The 17,220-nt window shown below is 60.2% G+C and carries 17 protein-coding genes and 1 tRNA gene; 11 read left to right on the forward strand and 7 right to left on the reverse strand.

Annotated features, from left to right (window positions below):
* On the forward strand, positions 1-1,050 hold a 1,050-nt coding region (locus tag JO015_20140), incomplete at its 5' end, for a hypothetical protein (protein MBW0001412.1).
* Positions 1,051-1,751: 701 nt separating this feature from the next.
* Here the strand turns inward: JO015_20140 and JO015_20145 are convergent.
* From JO015_20145 to aroF, 6 genes are all read right to left on the reverse strand, one after another.
* Positions 1,752-1,822, reverse strand: a tRNA-Gln gene (locus JO015_20145).
* A 51-nt stretch (positions 1,823-1,873) separates the two neighbouring features.
* The gene (locus tag JO015_20150; GenBank protein ID MBW0001413.1) at positions 1,874-2,548 is read right to left on the reverse strand and encodes an outer membrane lipoprotein carrier protein LolA; all 675 of its coding nucleotides are present in this window, start codon (positions 2,546-2,548) and stop codon (positions 1,874-1,876) included.
* 7 nt (positions 2,549-2,555) lie between these two features.
* Positions 2,556-3,482 (reverse strand): lysophospholipid acyltransferase family protein, encoded by a 927-nt coding sequence (locus JO015_20155; protein MBW0001414.1) that lies wholly within the window; start codon positions 3,480-3,482, stop codon positions 2,556-2,558.
* A gap of 7 nt (positions 3,483-3,489) precedes the next feature.
* A complete protein-coding gene (locus tag JO015_20160; protein MBW0001415.1) occupies positions 3,490-3,999 on the reverse strand; it encodes a hypothetical protein in 510 nt (169 codons plus the stop codon).
* A gap of 124 nt (positions 4,000-4,123) precedes the next feature.
* Complete coding sequence (locus JO015_20165; protein MBW0001416.1) at positions 4,124-5,407, reverse strand: tryptophan 7-halogenase; 1,284 nt, start codon at positions 5,405-5,407, stop codon at positions 4,124-4,126.
* A gap of 102 nt (positions 5,408-5,509) precedes the next feature.
* The gene (gene aroF, locus JO015_20170) at positions 5,510-6,529 is read right to left on the reverse strand and encodes a 3-deoxy-7-phosphoheptulonate synthase (GenBank protein MBW0001417.1); all 1,020 of its coding nucleotides are present in this window, start codon (positions 6,527-6,529) and stop codon (positions 5,510-5,512) included.
* 222 nt (positions 6,530-6,751) lie between these two features.
* On the opposite strand from aroF, the gene JO015_20175 reads away from it, so the two are divergent.
* Positions 6,752-7,837, forward strand: coding sequence for a TIGR00730 family Rossman fold protein (locus JO015_20175; protein ID MBW0001418.1), 1,086 nt, complete (start codon positions 6,752-6,754; stop codon positions 7,835-7,837).
* A 191-nt stretch (positions 7,838-8,028) separates the two neighbouring features.
* On the opposite strand, the gene JO015_20180 is transcribed toward JO015_20175, so the two are convergent.
* Positions 8,029-8,301, reverse strand: coding sequence for an acyl carrier protein (locus JO015_20180; protein ID MBW0001419.1), 273 nt, complete (start codon positions 8,299-8,301; stop codon positions 8,029-8,031).
* A gap of 96 nt (positions 8,302-8,397) precedes the next feature.
* On the opposite strand from JO015_20180, the gene JO015_20185 reads away from it, so the two are divergent.
* From JO015_20185 to JO015_20225, 9 genes are all read left to right on the forward strand, one after another.
* Complete coding sequence (locus JO015_20185; protein ID MBW0001420.1) at positions 8,398-9,135, forward strand: TlyA family RNA methyltransferase; 738 nt, start codon at positions 8,398-8,400, stop codon at positions 9,133-9,135.
* Entirely contained in the window at positions 9,123-9,986 is an 864-nt protein-coding gene (locus JO015_20190; GenBank protein ID MBW0001421.1) for an NAD(+)/NADH kinase, read from the forward strand. The genes JO015_20185 and JO015_20190 overlap by 13 nt, the downstream gene beginning before the upstream one ends.
* A gap of 1 nt (position 9,987) precedes the next feature.
* Positions 9,988-10,449 (forward strand): PTS sugar transporter subunit IIA, encoded by a 462-nt coding sequence (locus JO015_20195; protein ID MBW0001422.1) that lies wholly within the window; start codon positions 9,988-9,990, stop codon positions 10,447-10,449.
* Between the two features lie 132 nt (positions 10,450-10,581).
* Positions 10,582-12,084 carry a DegQ family serine endoprotease gene (locus JO015_20200; GenBank protein MBW0001423.1) on the forward strand — a complete coding sequence of 501 codons (1,503 nt, stop codon included), beginning with the start codon at positions 10,582-10,584 and terminating at the stop codon, positions 12,082-12,084.
* 249 nt (positions 12,085-12,333) lie between these two features.
* Positions 12,334-13,023, forward strand: a complete 690-nt coding sequence (locus JO015_20205) for a response regulator transcription factor (protein MBW0001424.1) — start codon at positions 12,334-12,336, stop codon at positions 13,021-13,023.
* Positions 12,989-14,440, forward strand: coding sequence for a HAMP domain-containing histidine kinase (locus JO015_20210; GenBank protein ID MBW0001425.1), 1,452 nt, complete (start codon positions 12,989-12,991; stop codon positions 14,438-14,440). The genes JO015_20205 and JO015_20210 overlap by 35 nt, the downstream gene beginning before the upstream one ends.
* Before the next feature lie 270 nt (positions 14,441-14,710).
* On the forward strand, positions 14,711-15,550 hold the full coding sequence (locus JO015_20215; GenBank protein MBW0001426.1) for an HAD family phosphatase: 840 nt from the start codon (positions 14,711-14,713) through the stop codon (positions 15,548-15,550).
* A 101-nt stretch (positions 15,551-15,651) separates the two neighbouring features.
* Complete coding sequence (locus JO015_20220) at positions 15,652-16,203, forward strand: hypothetical protein (protein ID MBW0001427.1); 552 nt, start codon at positions 15,652-15,654, stop codon at positions 16,201-16,203.
* On the forward strand, positions 16,203-16,991 hold the full coding sequence (locus tag JO015_20225) for a hypothetical protein (protein ID MBW0001428.1): 789 nt from the start codon (positions 16,203-16,205) through the stop codon (positions 16,989-16,991). Before JO015_20220 ends, JO015_20225 begins: the two co-directional genes overlap by 1 nt.
* Positions 16,992-17,220 lie beyond the last annotated feature (229 nt).

Genomic DNA, 17,220 nt, shown 5'->3' on the forward strand with positions numbered 1-17,220 from the left:
AAGCATCTGGCGCATCAACTCCTCGGCAAGGAGATCAAGGCATATGCTGATCTGGTCAAGGGGGGTCAGAGCTTTCTGGACTTACCGTTTCAGGAAATGATGAAACACGCCTGCCAGGATGCTGATGTGACGATGCGCCTCTATCCCGTACTCCTCGAGCAGTTGAGAGAAAGGGGTATAACAGAACAGTTTTCAGGCGACACGCTTCCGCTGGTGACGCGATTTGGAGACCTGGAGTTTGAAGGCATTTCGGTGGATCCAGGACGAATGGAGGTGATCAGGCGATCCCTGATTGCAAAAGCCACTCGTCTCAAAAGTCGTATCTTCAGAGAGATGGGCAAGGCCTTTGACCTGGATTCAGACAGGGAGCTTTGGGCGGTGTTGAGGGAAGCGCTGCTGTCGAAAGGGTACCTTGCACCCGGTAGGATCACGACGTCGATTCTGGAGCAATTGGCCATAAGCGAGCCGCTGGTGCAACCGGTCGTGGAATACAAGAGATTCCGAAGCCGGATCCTTGGGTTGGATTCAATCTCGGCTGCAGCGCGTGGTGAAAGGATCTACCCGCTTTTTAGTCAGACCAAATCTCGTGCCGGCCTTGCATCGACAGTCAGGCCAAACCTGTTTGACATGGATTCGCTGCCGGAACTTAAGTTTTGCTTCGATGGCCGCGTTCATGACTATTTCAGAGATCGAGGGCGGGCGTTGGATGCGCTGGCTCAGGTGACTCAGGATCCCATTCTGCAGGGCGTACGGGCAAGCAAGTCCAAAGTTGATCCCTTCCTGACGAAACGTCGTTTAATGCGGGATGGCGATTACGATGAGTTCCTGCTGTCGGTGGTCCTCGGACATTCTGAAGCGAAACTTAGCAGGCGATTTCTAATCGACCGTTTAAACATAGGGACGTTAATGCGCGATATAGAAAAACGGTACGAAGTCACCTTCGGTTGGTTAAGGGATTATCGGCGGGTGGCGCAAGCAAACGGCTACGCGACGGCCAATGGCAGGCGAAAGTATATTGATGACCTCAGGAGTTCAGATCTAGCTCAGTGAGAGCGAGCGCTCGAGGAGGTGGTTTGATGGCTGGTTCGTTATTGATCAAGAGGGTACACCGGGAATGCACGTTGCAGGGTTATCAATGGTCGACGCGTGTTGCACCGAATGCGAGCCAGCGACGCCGCCGCCGGAGACGAAAAAAACTAGGCATGGGCGTTGGGCGGAGCAGGACAGGCGTTTAAATAGGTCGCCTGGATAACCCAACGGGCAGGCAAAGGTCGTCAGCGCGCTCCCTTCAGGGGCAACGGAAAAAGAACACGGATCACTTTGCTTGGTGAATCCCCTCCGCCTGCTCATCTGCCAGGTTCCAAAGTTGGCTAGACTCGAGGTGACTTGCCGGTACCATTGCGTCTAGCGTCTTAAACCGACCTTTACCAGGGACCTTACCGAAAAATTTCCTTTTTGCCCATCCTGCGGATAGGCTGGGCGTTAATTGTGAGCCACTTACGCAACGAGGCCTTCAGCAGACGGGGGCCTTTCAGTTGCATCGACCAGGGCGTAGCGCCTGTGTCCAAGCGGGAAGGACTTGGGTTAGCGTAGGAGAAGGCGAGGGGACAAAAAGCTTGCTCGGCTGAATTTGGAAAGGTGATTTCTCCCACAACTTCTGCGATCTGGACCTGAAAAGTGGCTCAAAAGTGGCACATGACGGTTATTAGAGCAAGTGTAAAAACATTCGTAACCTTTTCAGGTTCAGACACCTGCCTCGCATGGATTCGAACCATGACAAAGTGATCCAGAGTCACTTGTGCTACCGTTACACCACGAGGCAATTGCGCATTGCGCGGCCGGACCGAATAGATCCCCGGAAATGACGGTATTGTCAACTGCCAAGGGGCGTGGTGACGTTGGTCCCCGGCGGCGCGTTGAACTGGTACATCGATTCCGGCACCGGCTCGCGCCGGACGTCACTGTAGCTCACCTCAACCCGCTCGCCCCGTGAGCTCACAAAAACCACGTGCTGCGGGTTCAGGTTCCGGTCCAAGGTCAGAGTCACGGACTTGACGACCTTGCGGATGGCTCCGGACTTGGGCGTCAGGACGATCTGGTAGTCGTTACCTTCCTTCGAACCCTCGACGTTGTAGTAGGTCGAGACCTGCCGGAAGTTTAACCCGGCGGTCAACGCCTGAAGGGAATCCTTGAGCATGGGCCGCTTCTCAAGGTCGTAGACTTCTTCTTCCTTAAACTTGGGGTAAAAGATGACCATCTTCCGCCCGTTGATGACGGTGGTGCTCGGGGTGTTACCGCCGATGTCCCGGCGAATCTTGTCCGGGATCGTGAACCAGATTTTGCCCTGGCTGACCACGGGCTCTTTCAGCATGGACATGTGGCGTTCCTCGCGAAAGTCGGCCTGCAACGAACTGTTCGATTCGTGCATCGTCTCGAGCCGGTTGAGGAGGTCCTGGATTTCGCCGGAGGACATGGGCGCCGCCACGGCGGCAGCGCTGCCGGCCAGAAAGGCGGATGCAATGAACGCGGATATGAATTTACGTCTCATAAATTGACTACGCCTGGAATTGCCAGACGGGCACGAAGTTGAACCATTGTTCCGGGAACTGCCGGAAGATGTCCTCGAAAGCGGCGGCAATTTCCTGGGTATTTTCCTGGAGGGTGTTTTGCGCCCTCATTTCGACGGCCGGATAGGCGTAACAACCGTACCGCCCCGGGGAGAGCGCCAGGACGAAGGCCGGAACGATGGAAGCGCCCGTGTGCTGCCAGATGGTCGCCGCCGCCGCTGAAAACATCGTTTCCCGCCCGAAAAAGCGGACCGGGACCCCGCTCCGGAGGTACGGACGATCAACCAGCATGGCCACAAGTTCATTTTTCTTCAGCGCCTGGATGATCTCCAGAAAGGCAAACTTGTCCGATCCGACCGTGATGGTCTTGATCCCGAACTTTTTTCGGAATTGCTGGCGCCAGCGGTTCAATTGTTCCGTGGGCTCTTCCAAGGTCACAACGTTGACCGGGAATCCGTCGCCGGCCAGGAGCATGCCGCCGAGTTCCCATGCGCCCAGGTGTCCGGTGATCAAAAGCGTGCCGCAGCCGCGGGCACGGGCCGCAGCCAGGGCTTCGAACCCGCGGCGTTCGGTCATCAAGGCGTTAACCCGCGGCGTTCCGCCGGCCGCACAATCGCAGAAGTCATGGAGCATCCGCACGAAGTTCCGGAAGCAGTTCCGGCAGACAAGGTCGCGCTTTATCGGGTCCGGGATGAGGGGTTCAAGGTTCTGCAGGACAGCCTGGCGCCGGGAATGGCAGAAGGCGTACCCCAAGCGGCCGGCGCCGGTGGAAAATGAACGGGTCACGACCCGCGGCATACTCCGGATGAGCCGGCTTGCCACCTCAAACCAGATCGGCGAGTACCAGGCGTTACGCGGCAACGCCGACTCGTTAACTTCAACCGGGAGGTCTGCCTGGGGTGCAATCGGGTGCATGTGACCTCTATGGCGCGAAGTTAAACAGCAGGGATTCGCCGTGCGCAAAGCGAATCTGCGCAGATTGCAAGCGCGGTCCCTGCCGGACAAAAGTTGCGCGCCAAGCGTTGTTGCCCGCGCTTGCCTGGCTCTGGGTAGAATAAAAGTAGGGAATGACCTGGTGCAGTTCAGCCCAGGTCCGGAGGGGGCCTGGCGCGTGCGAGGCCGAGCCGCTCCATCCGCCCCGGACAAAGCTGCCGGTGGCGGAGAGCCGGTCAGCGTGGACCTGAATCTGCAGAATCGAAACGCCGGACTTCGAAAACGCCAGGTCGTAATCGCCCGAGGGGCTTGTCCGAAGGATAAAGTCGCCGATAAAAGAGCGCGCGCGCGTGGCGTAACGCAACTGGCCGGTGCGGGTGGCAGCCTCGCCGCCCAGACCGGGTAGTTCACGGCCGGCCTGGCAGCCCGCCAGCAAAATCAGGGTGATCAGACTCAGGAAAAGGCCGAGGTGGTGCTTTCCTCCAATCAGTTTCTTCATTGATCGGTTTCGCAGTTTAGACGCACAATTCTCAGGTCTGTTTCACTATTTCAATCATTATGATTACCCTTTCCGGCTGCATAACCTGCTTTTCTTCGAAGGTAATACCCGCACGGAACCGGGCTCAACCCGGTAAAATGGCCGGTTTGAGGGTGAGCCCCGGCACCAGCCGGCCGGTCCTGCCCTGGAGGTAAACGAGCATGAAGAAGAACTTCATCCGCCACCGCGACGACCAACTTCGCGCCGGGTTGCCCCCCAGGGCGCTGTTGACGGTCGGCACGAGGTCGAACATTTCCTTCGGATGCAGGAAAATTTCAATGAAAGGCTGGGTGTACCAGGCTCGCACAAGCTTGAGGTAAAAATCGAACCGGCGCTGCACGGCAGTTTCATAGTTGCGAAAGGCCTCGGGGCGGCTACCCGGCTTCTCGTTCCCGAGCGCCAGGGCAAGGGCGTCCCCGGCTCTCTCGCCGGAATAGATGGCCATGTAGATCCCGTTGCTGAACACCGGGTCGATAAATCCGGCCGCATCGCCCGCAAGCAACCAGCGATCACCGGCCAACCGGGTCACCCGGTAAGAAAAATCGCTGGCGGCATAAATCGGGGTGTACCGCCGCGCGTCCCGCACCCAGGCGCTGACTTCGGGCTGGTCCCGGAGGGTTCGGTCCAGGGTCTCTTCCGGCGACAACCGCGCGGCCCGGTACCGGTCGATGCCGGTGACGATGCCGATGCTGCATTTTCCGCCCACCAGCGGGATCATCCAGATCCATCCGTCTTCGGTGCGGATCATGCGGGTAAGGGTGCCGGCCTCGCCTTCCGGGCGCCCGACGTTCTCGTAATAGGCGTAAACCGAGAATTTGCGCAGGTCCGGGTAAGGTTCGCGCAAGTGAAAACGGTGGGCGAGCAGGCTGTGGCGCCCGGAGCAATCGAGCACGTAGCGAGCCGCAACCGTTGAGCTTTCGGGACCGGGACCGGCGCCGCCGGTTCGAAGTTTGACCCCGTCCGGGTAAAATTCCACGTCCTGGACCGCGGTGCGTTCCCGGACTTCGCACCCGAGTTCCCGCGCGTGATCGAGCAGGACCTGATCGAACTTCGCCCGTTCAACCTGGTAAGACGTCTTCCATTTCGGCCGGAGCCCGTTGCGGAACAGGAACCGGAAACGTGTGCCGCACGCTGAGCAGATTTCCCCGCCGTATTTGATCAGGAAACCGCCCTGATCAAGCTTGGGTTTGACGCCGATCCGCGCGAGCGTTTCGCAGCTGGCCGGGACCATTGACTCGCCGACGCGAAACCGCGGGAACGCCTCCTTTTCAAGAATGATGACGGAGCGCCCGGCCTGCGCAAGGATCGACCCGGCGACGCTGCCGGCGGGGCCGCCCCCGATGATCGCGACGTCAAAAGTGGCCTGCATGGATGTCAACTGGTCAAACCCCAAAATAACCCCGGTGTTCCGGTCGAGCTTTGGTTTCCGCCCGGATTCAGGATTTATTTTTTTTAATCCGAGGTATGCAGGCTAGGCAAGTGTACGGTTGGCGGCGGCGAGGAAGGGCGGCAAATCGTCCACGAGCCGGCCGAACAACTCAAAATCGACTTGCTGCTGGCCGTCGCTGAGGGCTTCGGCGGGGCGCGGGTGAACCTCGATGAGTAAGCCGTCCGCCCCCATGGCCACAGCGCCCCGGCACAGAATCGCGACAAGATCGGCGCGGCCGCACCCCTGGCTCGGGTCCACGATGACCGGGAGATGCGATTCCTTTTTCGCGATGGCGACGGCCGAGAGGTCGAGGGTGTTACGGGTGTAGGTCTCGAAGGTGCGGATGCCGCGTTCGCACAGCAACACGTTCGGGTTGCCGTTGGCCAGCAGGTATTCCGCGGCGAGAAGCCATTCCTCAATCCGTTCACTCATGCCGCGTTTCAACAGCACGGGTTTGCGCGAGCGGGCGCATTCGATCAGGAGTTGGTAATTCTGGGCATTCCGGGCGCCGATTTGCAGGATATCCGCCGTATCGCCGACGAGTTCGACGTCACGCTCGCTCAGAACCTCGGTGATGATCTTCAATCCGGTTTCCCGGCGTGCGAGGTCGAGGAGGCGAAGACCTTCTTTGCCCAAACCCTGAAATTCATAAGGCGAAGTACGGGGTTTGTACGCCCCGCCCCGGAGGATCTGTGCCCCGCGCGCCTTGACCGCCCGGGCCGTGGTCAAGAGCTGCTCCTCCGATTCGACGCTGCAGGGGCCGGCCATCAGGGCGAAATGCCCATTGCCGATCCGCACCCCGCCGACGTCAACGACGGTATCGCCGTCCTGCGATTCGCGGCTGGCAAGTTTATAGCGTTTCTGGACGGGCATGACCCGTTCGACCTGGGGCAGAACAATCAGCGATTCGAGGGTGTGATGCGTACGCTCGTCACCGATGGCGGCCACGACGGTTTGGAGTTCGCCGTAAATGGGGTGGGGTTTGTACCCCAGTTTGGCTACTTCGTCGATGACCTCTTCGATCTGGTCCTTCGGCGTCTTAGGCTTAAGAATAACGATCATGGGTGGAGGGTGCTCTTAGCACAGATCGGGGCGAGTAACCAGTAACTGGTGACGGGTAACGGGTAGCGGGTGGGCTCCGGGGTTCGGCGGACGCGGCACCGCAACGCCGAACTCCGAGCCACGGACACGACCCGGCACCAGTTAGCGGTTACGAGCTGCCGGTTACCCGCCACTTTATTCCCGCCCGTTGTCTTTTCGCCGATCTCGTCTAACAGTCCGGGCGTGCAAGATTTTACTGCGGGCGGCATTAGTGCCCTGCGCTCGTCGTTTTCGTCATCGGGAAATCCGGAATTCGATCGTCGCATCCAGGAGTTGGTCCGGGATTGGGGGGTGCACGAGTCACCGGAATTGATCGCGGAAATGATCGTCACGGCATTACGGATGGGTAGCGACGCCGTGCCGGTCGCGGACCTTAAAATGATCAACCGTTCCCTCAAAGAGCTGCGCCAGGCCGCACGCACCTTCGCCCCGTACTCCGGGATCCGGAAGGTGGCGGTATTCGGTTCTGCGCGGACCCCCGCCACCGCGCCGGAGGCGCTTGCCGCGGAAGCGTTCGCGGCCCAAATGCGGGATCACGGATTTATGATCATCACCGGGGGCGGGGATGGGATTATGGGGGCTGCCCAGCGAGGCGCCGGACGCGAGCACAGCTTCGGCTTGAACATCCGGCTGCCTTTCGAGCAGAGAGCCAATGAGATTATCGAGGGTGATCCGAAGCTCGTTAATTTCAATTATTTCTTTACCCGCAAGGTCAACTTCGTGAAGGAGACGCACGGGATTGCGCTTTTCCCGGGCGGCTTCGGCACGATGGATGAGGGATTTGAGATTCTCACCCTGATGCAGACCGGCAAGGCTCGCATCATCCCGCTCGTGCTGGTCGATATTCCGGGCGGAACTTACTGGCGCACCTGGGTCCGATTTCTGGAAGAGCATTTCCTGGCCCAACGCCTGATCTCGCCCGAGGACTTTAATTTCTTCCGGATGTTCGACCGGGTGGAAGACGCAGTCGACGAGATCGCGAATTTTTACCGGAACTTTCATTCTTACCGTTGGGTAGGCAGAAGCGAGTTGGTCATTCGCCTGCACCAACCGATAGAGCGCGACGCGGTCGAAGGCATTAACGGCAAATTCCGCGACGGTTTTCTGGCCCAGCCGCTCAGGGCCAGCGGACCGCTTGAGGAGGAAAAGAACGAGCCCGAGATTTACCGTTTACCTCGGCTGATCTGCCGGCCGTACCGCCGAAATTTCGGACGGATGCGCGCCCTGATCGATGAGATCAACCGGGCTGAGGCGGCCAAAACGGAGTAGGTCGGGTGTCGGGTGCGATCGTTGGGAAGAGTCGCCGATGTCAAGTCTGTAACTCGTCTTCCCGCCGTGTTCGCCGTGGCTCGCCGTGTTCGCCGTGTGAACTCTTACGTTGTGCCCGCCAAATCGCCGTGCCCGCCGTGTGACCGTGTGAACTCTTACGTTGTGCCCGCCACACCCGCTGCGGCCGCCGTTCAGGCCGGTTTGCGGCCGGTCTGCTGCAGGATGTAATCGTGGATACTGTTGACGCTGGCGAGGGCCACCCGGGCAACTTCCGAGTTCGGTACGCCGACGCCGAAGGTCTTTTCCATGCTGACAACGAGTTGGAGCGCATCGATGGAATCGAGCCCGAGGCCGTCGACACCAAATAAAGGTAGATCGTTTTCGATCTCCTCCTTCGGCACGCGGAGCATCAGGTTCGTGATGAGCATATCTTTGATTTGCTCCTTTAGCTCTTGAGACGACATAAATCAGGGACGGAAAAAAGAACGATAGATTTCGCGGTTTCGGCGGTTAATCAAGCTTTAATTTCGATCCCGGCCGGGGAGTTGTAACCTAGGGGCATGGGTGCAAGCCAACGAGAGCGCATTGATAAGATGCTGGTTGCCCGGGGCTTCTTCCCGTCACGAGAACAGGCCCAGCGTGCGTTGATGGCCGGGCAGGTGCTGGTCGGGGAGCGGGTCGTCGACAAGCCGGGCAGCCTGGTGCCGGCGGATGCCGAGATCCGGGTCACGGGCATGGAGCGGTTTGTCGGCCGGGGCGGATACAAGCTGGAAGCGGCTCTTGAGCATTTTAAAATTAGTCCGGCCGGATGGCGCTGCCTGGACGTGGGCGCCTCGACGGGCGGGTTCACGGATTGCCTCCTGCAACGGGGCGCCGCGCAGGTCACGGCCCTGGATGTGGGGCATAACCAGATTGCTTACCGGCTGCGAACCGATCCTCGGGTTTTGGTGCATGAGGGCATCAACGCGCGCTACCTGGACCCGGCCCGGATCGGTGCGCCATTCGAGTTGATTGTGGTGGACGTTTCTTTTATCTCGCTCACCCTGGTGTTGCACCCTATTTTTGGCTGCCTTGCACCGGGAGGACTCGTGATCGTACTTATCAAACCACAGTTTGAACTCGACCCGAACAAGGTGGTGAAGGGAGGGGTGGTGCGGGACTCAACGTTTCACGATGAAGCGGTCGACAAAGTGTACCGTTTCGTTACGGGATCGCTCCGGCGCGAATGGCGCGGCTTCGTCGAGTCCCCGATTCGGGGCGCGAAAGGTAACCGGGAGTTTCTGGCATGTCTTCGGTGACGATCGGCATCTACGCACATTGGCGGAAACCGGGCGCGGAGGTGCCGTTGCGCTCGCTGACGGCGGCGATTGAAGTCGAAGGCATGCGTGCGCTGGTGGAGGAAAACGCGGCGCGTTTGATCCCGGTGCAGGGCCATGCGCTGACGGAAATGGCCGAACAATGCGATGTCCTGATCGCGCTTGGAGGCGACGGCACGCTTTTACGCCTGATTCGCGACCTGCACGGCTCTGTGCGCCCGATCATGGGGATCAATTTCGGCACGCTGGGCTTTCTTACGTCCTTCGCCGGCCCGGAATTCGAGGAAGCGGTTCGCGCCTTGCGGGACCGGACGTACCGGGTGGATGAGCGAACGATGCTGACCGCGCGGTTGATACGCGACGGCAGGGTGATCTGCGAACAGACCGGTCTAAACGACGTGGTGGTGACCCGGGGTGAACGCTCGCGCCTGGTGCGGGCGGAAGTGTACATCGAAGGCAACCTGCTGACCGAGTTCAATGCGGACGGCTTGGTTGTGGCGACTTCGACGGGATCAACGGCTTATTCGCTTTCTGCGGGCGGCCCGATTGTCATGCCCGAGTCAGGCGTGCTGCTGGTAACGCCGATTTGCCCGCACGTGCTCACCAATCGTTCGGTGGTGGTGTCCAACCGGTCGACCCTGACGATCCGGCCGCGGCCAGGGCAAGGACCGCTGTTGCTGACCATCGACGGACACGAGTCCGAACAGGTGCTCCCTGGCGATCATGTCCGGATCGCCACAGCCGATCGCAGGATCCCGTTGTTATTTCCGCGCCACCTCACTTTTGCCGAGATCCTTCGGCGGAAACTGCGCTGGAGCGGCACAAGCATATGATATGATGCGTTTCAGGGCAGCGCTCGAATCCACGCAAATCGTTCTCGACCTTGAGGCCGCAACTCTCGTCGAGGCCATTCGCAAACTTGCGGAAACGCTCCGTGCCGATCCGCGGGTGGGTTCCTGGCGGGAATTGGTGGGGGTCTGGGAGGGAAAGGGGGGCGAGCACGTCATCCCGATCCGAACCGGGGTGGCATTCATCCATGTGCGGACCAAAGCGGTTTCGGATCTCGTGATGAGTTTTGCGCGGTTGCACACGCCGGTGAGGGATCATGACGAACTGATCCATTTCATCGTTTTGATGGCCATCCCTCTCGCCGTCGATGCCCGGTACGCCCGGTTAGTGGGCACGCTGATGCGGGTGCTGCGCAACGAGCGGTTCTGCGAAGCTTTTTACGACGCGAAACGTCCGGAGGACGTCCTGGCGGTCCTGGAGCGCGCCGAGGTATCGCTTGCCTCCTGAGGAAGGTCATTTGCGCCGCAGGGAGCAACTTCGCAGATTCCTTTCATTAATGTAATGTTCGTGCAAGCAATCGGTCAGCCGTGCGAGGCACGTTAGCCCTCATAAGACAGAACGCAGGAGTTGAACGCACCTATGAAAATTTCGTTTCCTAAACACACGCGGCGGCGCTGGTACCTTCTCACCGGAGTCGCCATGCTGGCCGGGACGGCGCTGGCTCTCAATGAACCAAGCCAGACCGGCGGTCCGGCGGAAAACCCGAAACTGACGTTAAAGGTGGACGAAGCGCCCCTGGTGCGCGACGCAACCAACAGTTGCGCACCCGTGGTTGAGAAGGTGAGCCCGAGCGTCGTCCGGATCGCGGTGACCGCGGAGGGCCCCTCGGGCCAGATGAGTGAGTCGGAGCTCGACTTTTTCCGGCGGTTTTTCGGCGGACGCGGGCCTTTCTCCCGGGGAATGCCGGGTGGCGAGCATGAGCACGCGCTGGGTTCGGGGGTGATCGTGTCGGGCGACGGCTACGTCGTGACCAATAATCACGTCGTCCAGAACGCGCGCGACATCGAGGTCTCACTCAACGACGGCCGGACCCTGGCTGCCAAGGTCATCGGCACGGACCCGCAAACCGACGTTGCCCTGATCAAGATCAACGCGCAAAACCTTCCGTTCCTGACGCTGGCCGACAGCGACAAAATTCAGGTCGGCGACATGGTTTTGGCGGTCGGCAACCCTTTTGGCATTGGCCAGACCGTGACCCGAGGGATTGTCAGCGCCAAGAACCGGGCGACGTCCGGCGAAGGTGACGAAGATTTCATTCAGACCGACGCCGCGATCAATCCGGGCAATTCCGGGGGCGCACTGGTGGACACGGAAGGCCGGTTGGTGGGAATCAACTCTGCGATTCTCTCCCGGAGCGGGGGCAACCAAGGGATCGGCTTTGCCGTGCCCAGCAACCTTGTGCGGTGGGTTGCGGACGGCATCATCAAGAACGGCCGGGTTCAGCGCGGCCTGCTGGGGGTGTCGGTCCAGGATCTGACGCCCGAACTGGCCCAGGCCCTGAAGATCAATCGGACCGGGGGCGCACTGGTTGCAGATACCGCGCCGGGCAGCCCGGCGGAAGCGGCCGGCATTAAGAACGGCGATGTGATTTTGAAATTCGGCAACAGACCGATCGAAACGGCGAACCAGTTGAAGCTGCAGGTCGCGGAAACGCCTCCCGGCACCACGATCCCGGTTCAGATCGACCGCAACGGTGAGACCAAGGATCTGAACGTCACGATCAAGGAGCGAACCGGCGACCGGCTCGCCAGGAACAATAATGGCCAGGCGCCGGGCGAAAAACAGAACGACACGCTTAACGGCGTGGCGGTGGCCAACCTGGACAATCAAACCCGGACCGAGTTGCGAATTCCAGCCGGGGTCCAAGGTGCGTTAATCACTGAAGTCGACCAGAATTCGCCGGCTTACGATGCGGGGCTGCGCGCCGGCGACGTAATCACCGAAATCAATCATCAACCGGTCCGAAACGCGGACGATGCGGTTAACCTGACGCAAAAGCCGGCGGGCGGCCAGACGCTGGTCAAGGTGTGGAGCCACGGTGGAAGCCGGTACGTCGCGGTTAATGAAGGCGGCGAGAGTTAACAGTTAACGGAAGGTAAGCGCCGGGTGCCGGGCGGCAATCGACGCGCGGGGGCATGGCGGGGGCAGCACGCGTCAGGCGTGCTGCCCTTTTTGTCCCGGAGAAGGCGGCCGTCCGAACTGCCGGCGGCCTGTCGTTCGTACTCTCGCTGAGAAGATGCGCCGGCGTCGACGCTTTCGTCTGCCCGTCCATGTGTAGGTATGAATGTCGCTGCGTAGGGATCACCCGTAGATTATCATTCGACGATCCGTATGCGCGCCCTGGTGGTTGAGGATGATCCCAAGATAGCTTCCTTTGTGGTCAAAGGCCTTAAGCAAAACGGGTTTGCGGTCGACCACGCCGGTGATGGCGACCTCGCCCTGGCGCTCGCTTCGAATGTTAATTATGACGTGGCGGTTCTGGACCTGATGATCCCTGAGCTTGACGGTCTGTCCTTGCTGCGCCGGATGCGGCAGCAGAAGATCCGCACGCCGGTGCTGATCCTGAGTGCGCGGGCCAACGTCGACGACCGGGTGCTGGGCCTGCAGTCAGGCGGCGACGACTATGTGACCAAGCCGTTTGCGTTTTCTGAGCTGCTCGCCCGCGTGCAGGCCCTGATCCGCCGGGCAAGCCAAACTGCGGAACCGACTACCCTCGCCTGCGCGGATCTCAGTCTGAACCTTCTGACGCGCGAGGTCAGGCGCGGAGAGGAAGTCATCGAGTTGCACCCGCGTGAGTTTGCGCTCCTGGAATTCCTTTTACGCAACGCCAATCGTCCCGTCACCAAGACGATGATTCTGGAGCACATCTGGGATTTTCACTTCGACCCGCAAACAAACGTGGTCGACGTTCTGGTGCACCGCCTTCGCGCCAGGATCGATAAGCAGTTCGACCGCAAACTCATCCACACCGTGCGCGGTGTCGGCTATGTTCTTAAGGCAGATCAAAAGCCTGTGGCATAGTTTTCCGGTTCGCCTCAGCTGCTGGTACGTGGCCACCTTCACGGTGAGCACCGCCCTGCTTTTCGCGTTGTTGTACGTGCTGCTGACTTCATTCTTTGAACGCAGCGAACGAGCGATTATCCAGGCCCGGCTCAATGAGTGCGCCGCCATCTATGAAAACAAGGGGCTGGCGGCCCTGCGTCAGACCGTCAACGAAACGGAATTCACGAGCAGCGACGGCCCTTTCTTCGTCCGGGTCACCGGTCCGCTCGGCAGCGTCCTCTTCGTCGCGGCGCCCGAAGAATGGATGCGCCAGAATGCCCGGCAGCTCGACACCGGGCACGGGCCTCCGACCGGATGGTTCCGGCTGCCCAAGGACCAACGCAGCGATTTCATGCTCGGGTCGATGCAGCTTCGGGACGGATCGATTTTGCAGGTGGGCCGCAGCACGAACCGGACGGTCGCGCTGGTTGGACCCTTCATCTGGTCGTTTCTGCTGGCGATGGTCCCCACGCTCCTCCTCGGGATTGTCGGCGGAGCGGTTTTCGCCTACCGGGCGACCGCCCCGATCCGGCAAGTGTTGCGAACGGCTCGAAACATTGTCAACACCGGCAACCTGGGCGAACGGGTGCCGGAAAGCCAGGCGCAAAGTGAACTGGCCGAACTGGCGCGCCAGTTTAACCGGGTGCTCGAAAAGAACCAAAGCCTGATTCGCGGGATGCGTGAAGCGCTTGACGACGTGGCTCATGACCTGCGAACCCCGCTGACCCGGCTGCGCGGTTCGGCTGAGCTTGCCCTCAGCCAGGATTCCGCCGAGGGGGTAAGGGAGGCGCTGGCCGATTGCGTCGAGGAGTCGGATCGCGTGCTGACGATGCTCAACGCCCTGATGGACGTAACGGAGGCCGAGCACGGCATGATGCGGCTGCAACTGCAACGGACGTCGATTTCCGGCCTGCTCGAAGGGGTACTGGAAGTCTACCGGTTCCTCGCCGAAGAAAAGGAGATTCAGCTCACGTCGGCCCTGGCCGGTGCCGCTTACGCGGAGGTTGATCCGAACCGGATCCGGCAGGCCCTGGCCAACCTGGTGGATAACAGCGTGAAATACACGCCCCACGGCGGTCACGTTCACGTCAGCGTCTCAACGGCAGACGGGCACGTCCGGGTGACCGTGACGGATGACGGCATCGGAATTCCCGCCCAGGACCAACCGCGGATCTGGGCTCGCCTGTTCCGGGGCGACAAGAGCCGGATGCAGCGCGGGCTGGGCCTCGGGCTGAGCCTGGTCAAGGCGGTGGTCGAAGCGCATCATGGCCAAGTCGGGGTCAAGAGCGTAGAGGGGCACGGTTCAGAGTTTACGGTCGTGCTGCCGGCGGAGAATGCCACCAGCAGAAAAATGCCACAAATGACAGAGCTTGGTTCGCGGCCTTATACCCTTTAGACAGTTACCTCGGCAGAACTTCGGCGAAAGGGGGATGCTGCCGGATGCTCCGCACGGCGTTGCATCGGTCGCAACCTTCCGGGTGTCGAACTCCCCCCGAATGGCACAAGGTAAGAAACCTGGGTCACCCCGGGAATCGGGGTTTGCCGTTTGCGGCATTTTCCGCCTGTTGCATCCGGTTCAGGGCTGCCGGCGGGGTCAGTCGTTTGTGGCATCCGTCGCATTTTTCGGCTTGTGGCATTTTGGGGCAACCTGACAAATAGCTTCGATATGCCAACGGCTTCGTCCCGCGACACCATTCCGTACCGGCTGGCCGCAATTGATCTCGACGGCACCCTCCTGGGTCCAAACAAGCAAATCGGCCCCGAAAACCTGGCTGCCGTTCAGCGGTTGCAGCGTGCAGGCGTGCACGTCATCGTCGCCTCCGGCCGCCGGCATCAGAACAGTATCCGCTTCCAGCGCCAGCTTGGGTTGCACGGCCCGATCATCGCCTGCCAGGGCGGTCTCATTCGCGACGGTGAAACCGGGGAAATCATCGAGGCGCACCTGGTGGAACCCGAATCGGCTGCAGAACTGGTCGGTCTCGGTGAGGCGAAGGGCGTAGACGTCATTTACTATCACATTGACCACCTCTACGTCGGGCCGCTCGCAAACGAGTTCCGCAGGCTGTACGAGCGGCGGGTGGGGGAACAAACCGAGGTCATCGGGGATCTTAAAATATTGGAGGGACGGGACGCGCTGAAGATTGTGTGGTACGGGCCGTCCGACGCGTTGGCCGGCTGGCGCGATGAGTTGACGAAGCGCTTTGCAGGACGCGTCGACGTGCTCTCGACCGAACAGGAAAACCTGGAGTTTATGCCGCCGGGCGTGAACAAGGCGAGCGCAGTCGCGAAAATCGCTGAGCAGCTTGGAATTCCCTCCGTTCAGGTAATGACGTTTGGTGACGGAGAAAATGACGTCTCGATGCTCAAGTGGGCCGGTATGGGTGTGGCCATGGGGCACGGAAATGCCGTCGCCAAGGCGGCCGCTGAATTTGTTTCCCCGCCCGGTCCCGCCGAGAGCGATTTTGCACGGGCCGTGGACGCGATCTTTGCGCGCTTTGCCGGGTGAACTTCACCGTTTGGCATCGGCAGGATCTGCCTGGAAAGAGCGTTCTTTATTTCGGAACGCATTTTTGGCAAAACGATATTCTCTACCCGCTCACAGATGTCATGAACGAGTTTCAAGTTCCAAACGCACCGCAATGTTACCTGGAGGACATCGGCGAGTACCGCTTTGCGGACGACGGTTTGTACCCGAACAATCGACGATGGCCGCTGCTGCATTACCACCTTGCCCTGGCGGCTGCCGGCGGTCTGGAATCCGCGCGGGCGTGCCAGGGGCTGTTCGAGCGAAACGGATGGTCGAATGGGTGGATCGACGGCGTGTACTCCTTCCACCATTATCACTCAAATACGCACGAAGTCTTGGGGGTCGTCCAAGGGACGGCCGAGGTTTTCTTCGGAGGGCCGCGCGGGCAGATCGTGTCGTTGTACCGGGGCGATGTCGTCGTCATCCCTGCCGGGGTGGCGCATAAACGCATGGACGCCTCACCTAACTTCATCGTCGTCGGGGCGTACCCGGACGGTCGTGACTTCGACATTAATCATGGGACTCGTGAGGAGCACGATCGGGCGCTCGCCCGGATCGAAGCGGTGCCTCGTCCGGCCACGGACCCGGTATTCGGTCCCGGGGGACCGCTGCTTCGCAAATGGTTGCCGTGATGTTTACCTTCCTTTTCAAACCTGACCATCCGGCCGACCCGCGCAGCCGCCCCGGCAAAGTCCGGAACATCCGTGGCATCGTTTTTCAAAGCGACAATCTGAGCGTGCTCGGTAACTGGATCATCCGACCGATCGAAATGCTCGACCGCCGCCTGGCCGGCTTAGGGAAAAATCCATTCGGGCCGCCCTTGGCGATTCACTCCGGGGTCCTCGTCGAAATGGACGATGGGCGGCAATATGTGGCGGAACAGCTTTTCGGCACCCCGGCGGAAGATTTCACGGACGCACTGAACTGGACTCCCGTTAAGAAGTTTCGCGAACGCGATCACCGGGGTTGGGACGTGACCGTTCCCGCCACCGCGTTCCGCAACATCGACCGGAAAGCCATTTCCGAAGCGATCACTTTCCTTAACCAGGTAAAGGGCAAACCATTCTTCGGCGAGGACTGTACCACCTTCGTCGAGCGCGTGTTCAATAAGCGCCGGATATTCGCCGACAGCCCTTCCGCCAGGTTGTTAGGCTTCGGCGTCAGGGTGGGCGATCCCGCGTTGCCGCTGCTGCGCCCGGACGCCGTTCTCGACCCCAAAGCCGAATTCCTGCTCCGGGCTACCAACCTTCGCAAATTGCCGGACCCGACTACCGGCTGGAATGCGCCTAACTGGCGTCGAGCCCTCCGGATATTTGTTCGTGTCGTGGCATCGGCAGGGTTATGGATGGGCGTCTGGGCCATATTCCACCGGAGCTACCACCTATTTGCAGGCAGATTCAAAAAGGACGCCGGACGGTAACGAAACGCCTTCCCAGGATTTTATCCGACTGCCATTTAGTTAAGGATACAAGGCCGGGTATTGCGTTGGTCTCGCAGGAACGGCTGATCGCAGGCAGGTGCTTTAGTGCATGTGCGGGCGTTCCCCCGGGGTTGAGATTCCCTGCCAGCTTTACACCTATCAGACCGTATAAACGGTCTTGGCCCAACGGGCCGAGAGACGGTTTGATGGCCTGAAGGGCCAAAGGAAC

It is taken from the genome of Verrucomicrobiota bacterium (assembly GCA_019247695.1).
Classification (GTDB): domain Bacteria; phylum Verrucomicrobiota; class Verrucomicrobiia; order Chthoniobacterales; family JAFAMB01; genus JAFBAP01.

Coding starts and splice junctions, on each gene's coding strand:
- JO015_20150 (MBW0001413.1), bottom strand. CDS start 2,548: ATGAGACGTAAATTCATATCCGCGTTCATTGCATCCGCCTTTCTGGCC.
- JO015_20155 (MBW0001414.1), bottom strand. CDS start 3,482: ATGCACCCGATTGCACCCCAGGCAGACCTCCCGGTTGAAGTTAACGAG.
- JO015_20160 (MBW0001415.1), bottom strand. CDS start 3,999: ATGAAGAAACTGATTGGAGGAAAGCACCACCTCGGCCTTTTCCTGAGT.
- JO015_20165 (MBW0001416.1), bottom strand. CDS start 5,407: ATGCAGGCCACTTTTGACGTCGCGATCATCGGGGGCGGCCCCGCCGGC.
- aroF (MBW0001417.1), bottom strand. CDS start 6,529: ATGATCGTTATTCTTAAGCCTAAGACGCCGAAGGACCAGATCGAAGAG.
- JO015_20180 (MBW0001419.1), bottom strand. CDS start 8,301: ATGTCGTCTCAAGAGCTAAAGGAGCAAATCAAAGATATGCTCATCACG.
- JO015_20185 (MBW0001420.1), top strand. CDS start 8,398: ATGGGTGCAAGCCAACGAGAGCGCATTGATAAGATGCTGGTTGCCCGG.
- JO015_20190 (MBW0001421.1), top strand. CDS start 9,123: ATGTCTTCGGTGACGATCGGCATCTACGCACATTGGCGGAAACCGGGC.
- JO015_20195 (MBW0001422.1), top strand. CDS start 9,988: ATGATGCGTTTCAGGGCAGCGCTCGAATCCACGCAAATCGTTCTCGAC.
- JO015_20200 (MBW0001423.1), top strand. CDS start 10,582: ATGAAAATTTCGTTTCCTAAACACACGCGGCGGCGCTGGTACCTTCTC.
- JO015_20205 (MBW0001424.1), top strand. CDS start 12,334: ATGCGCGCCCTGGTGGTTGAGGATGATCCCAAGATAGCTTCCTTTGTG.
- JO015_20210 (MBW0001425.1), top strand. CDS start 12,989: ATGTTCTTAAGGCAGATCAAAAGCCTGTGGCATAGTTTTCCGGTTCGC.
- JO015_20215 (MBW0001426.1), top strand. CDS start 14,711: ATGCCAACGGCTTCGTCCCGCGACACCATTCCGTACCGGCTGGCCGCA.
- JO015_20220 (MBW0001427.1), top strand. CDS start 15,652: ATGAACGAGTTTCAAGTTCCAAACGCACCGCAATGTTACCTGGAGGAC.
- JO015_20225 (MBW0001428.1), top strand. CDS start 16,203: ATGTTTACCTTCCTTTTCAAACCTGACCATCCGGCCGACCCGCGCAGC.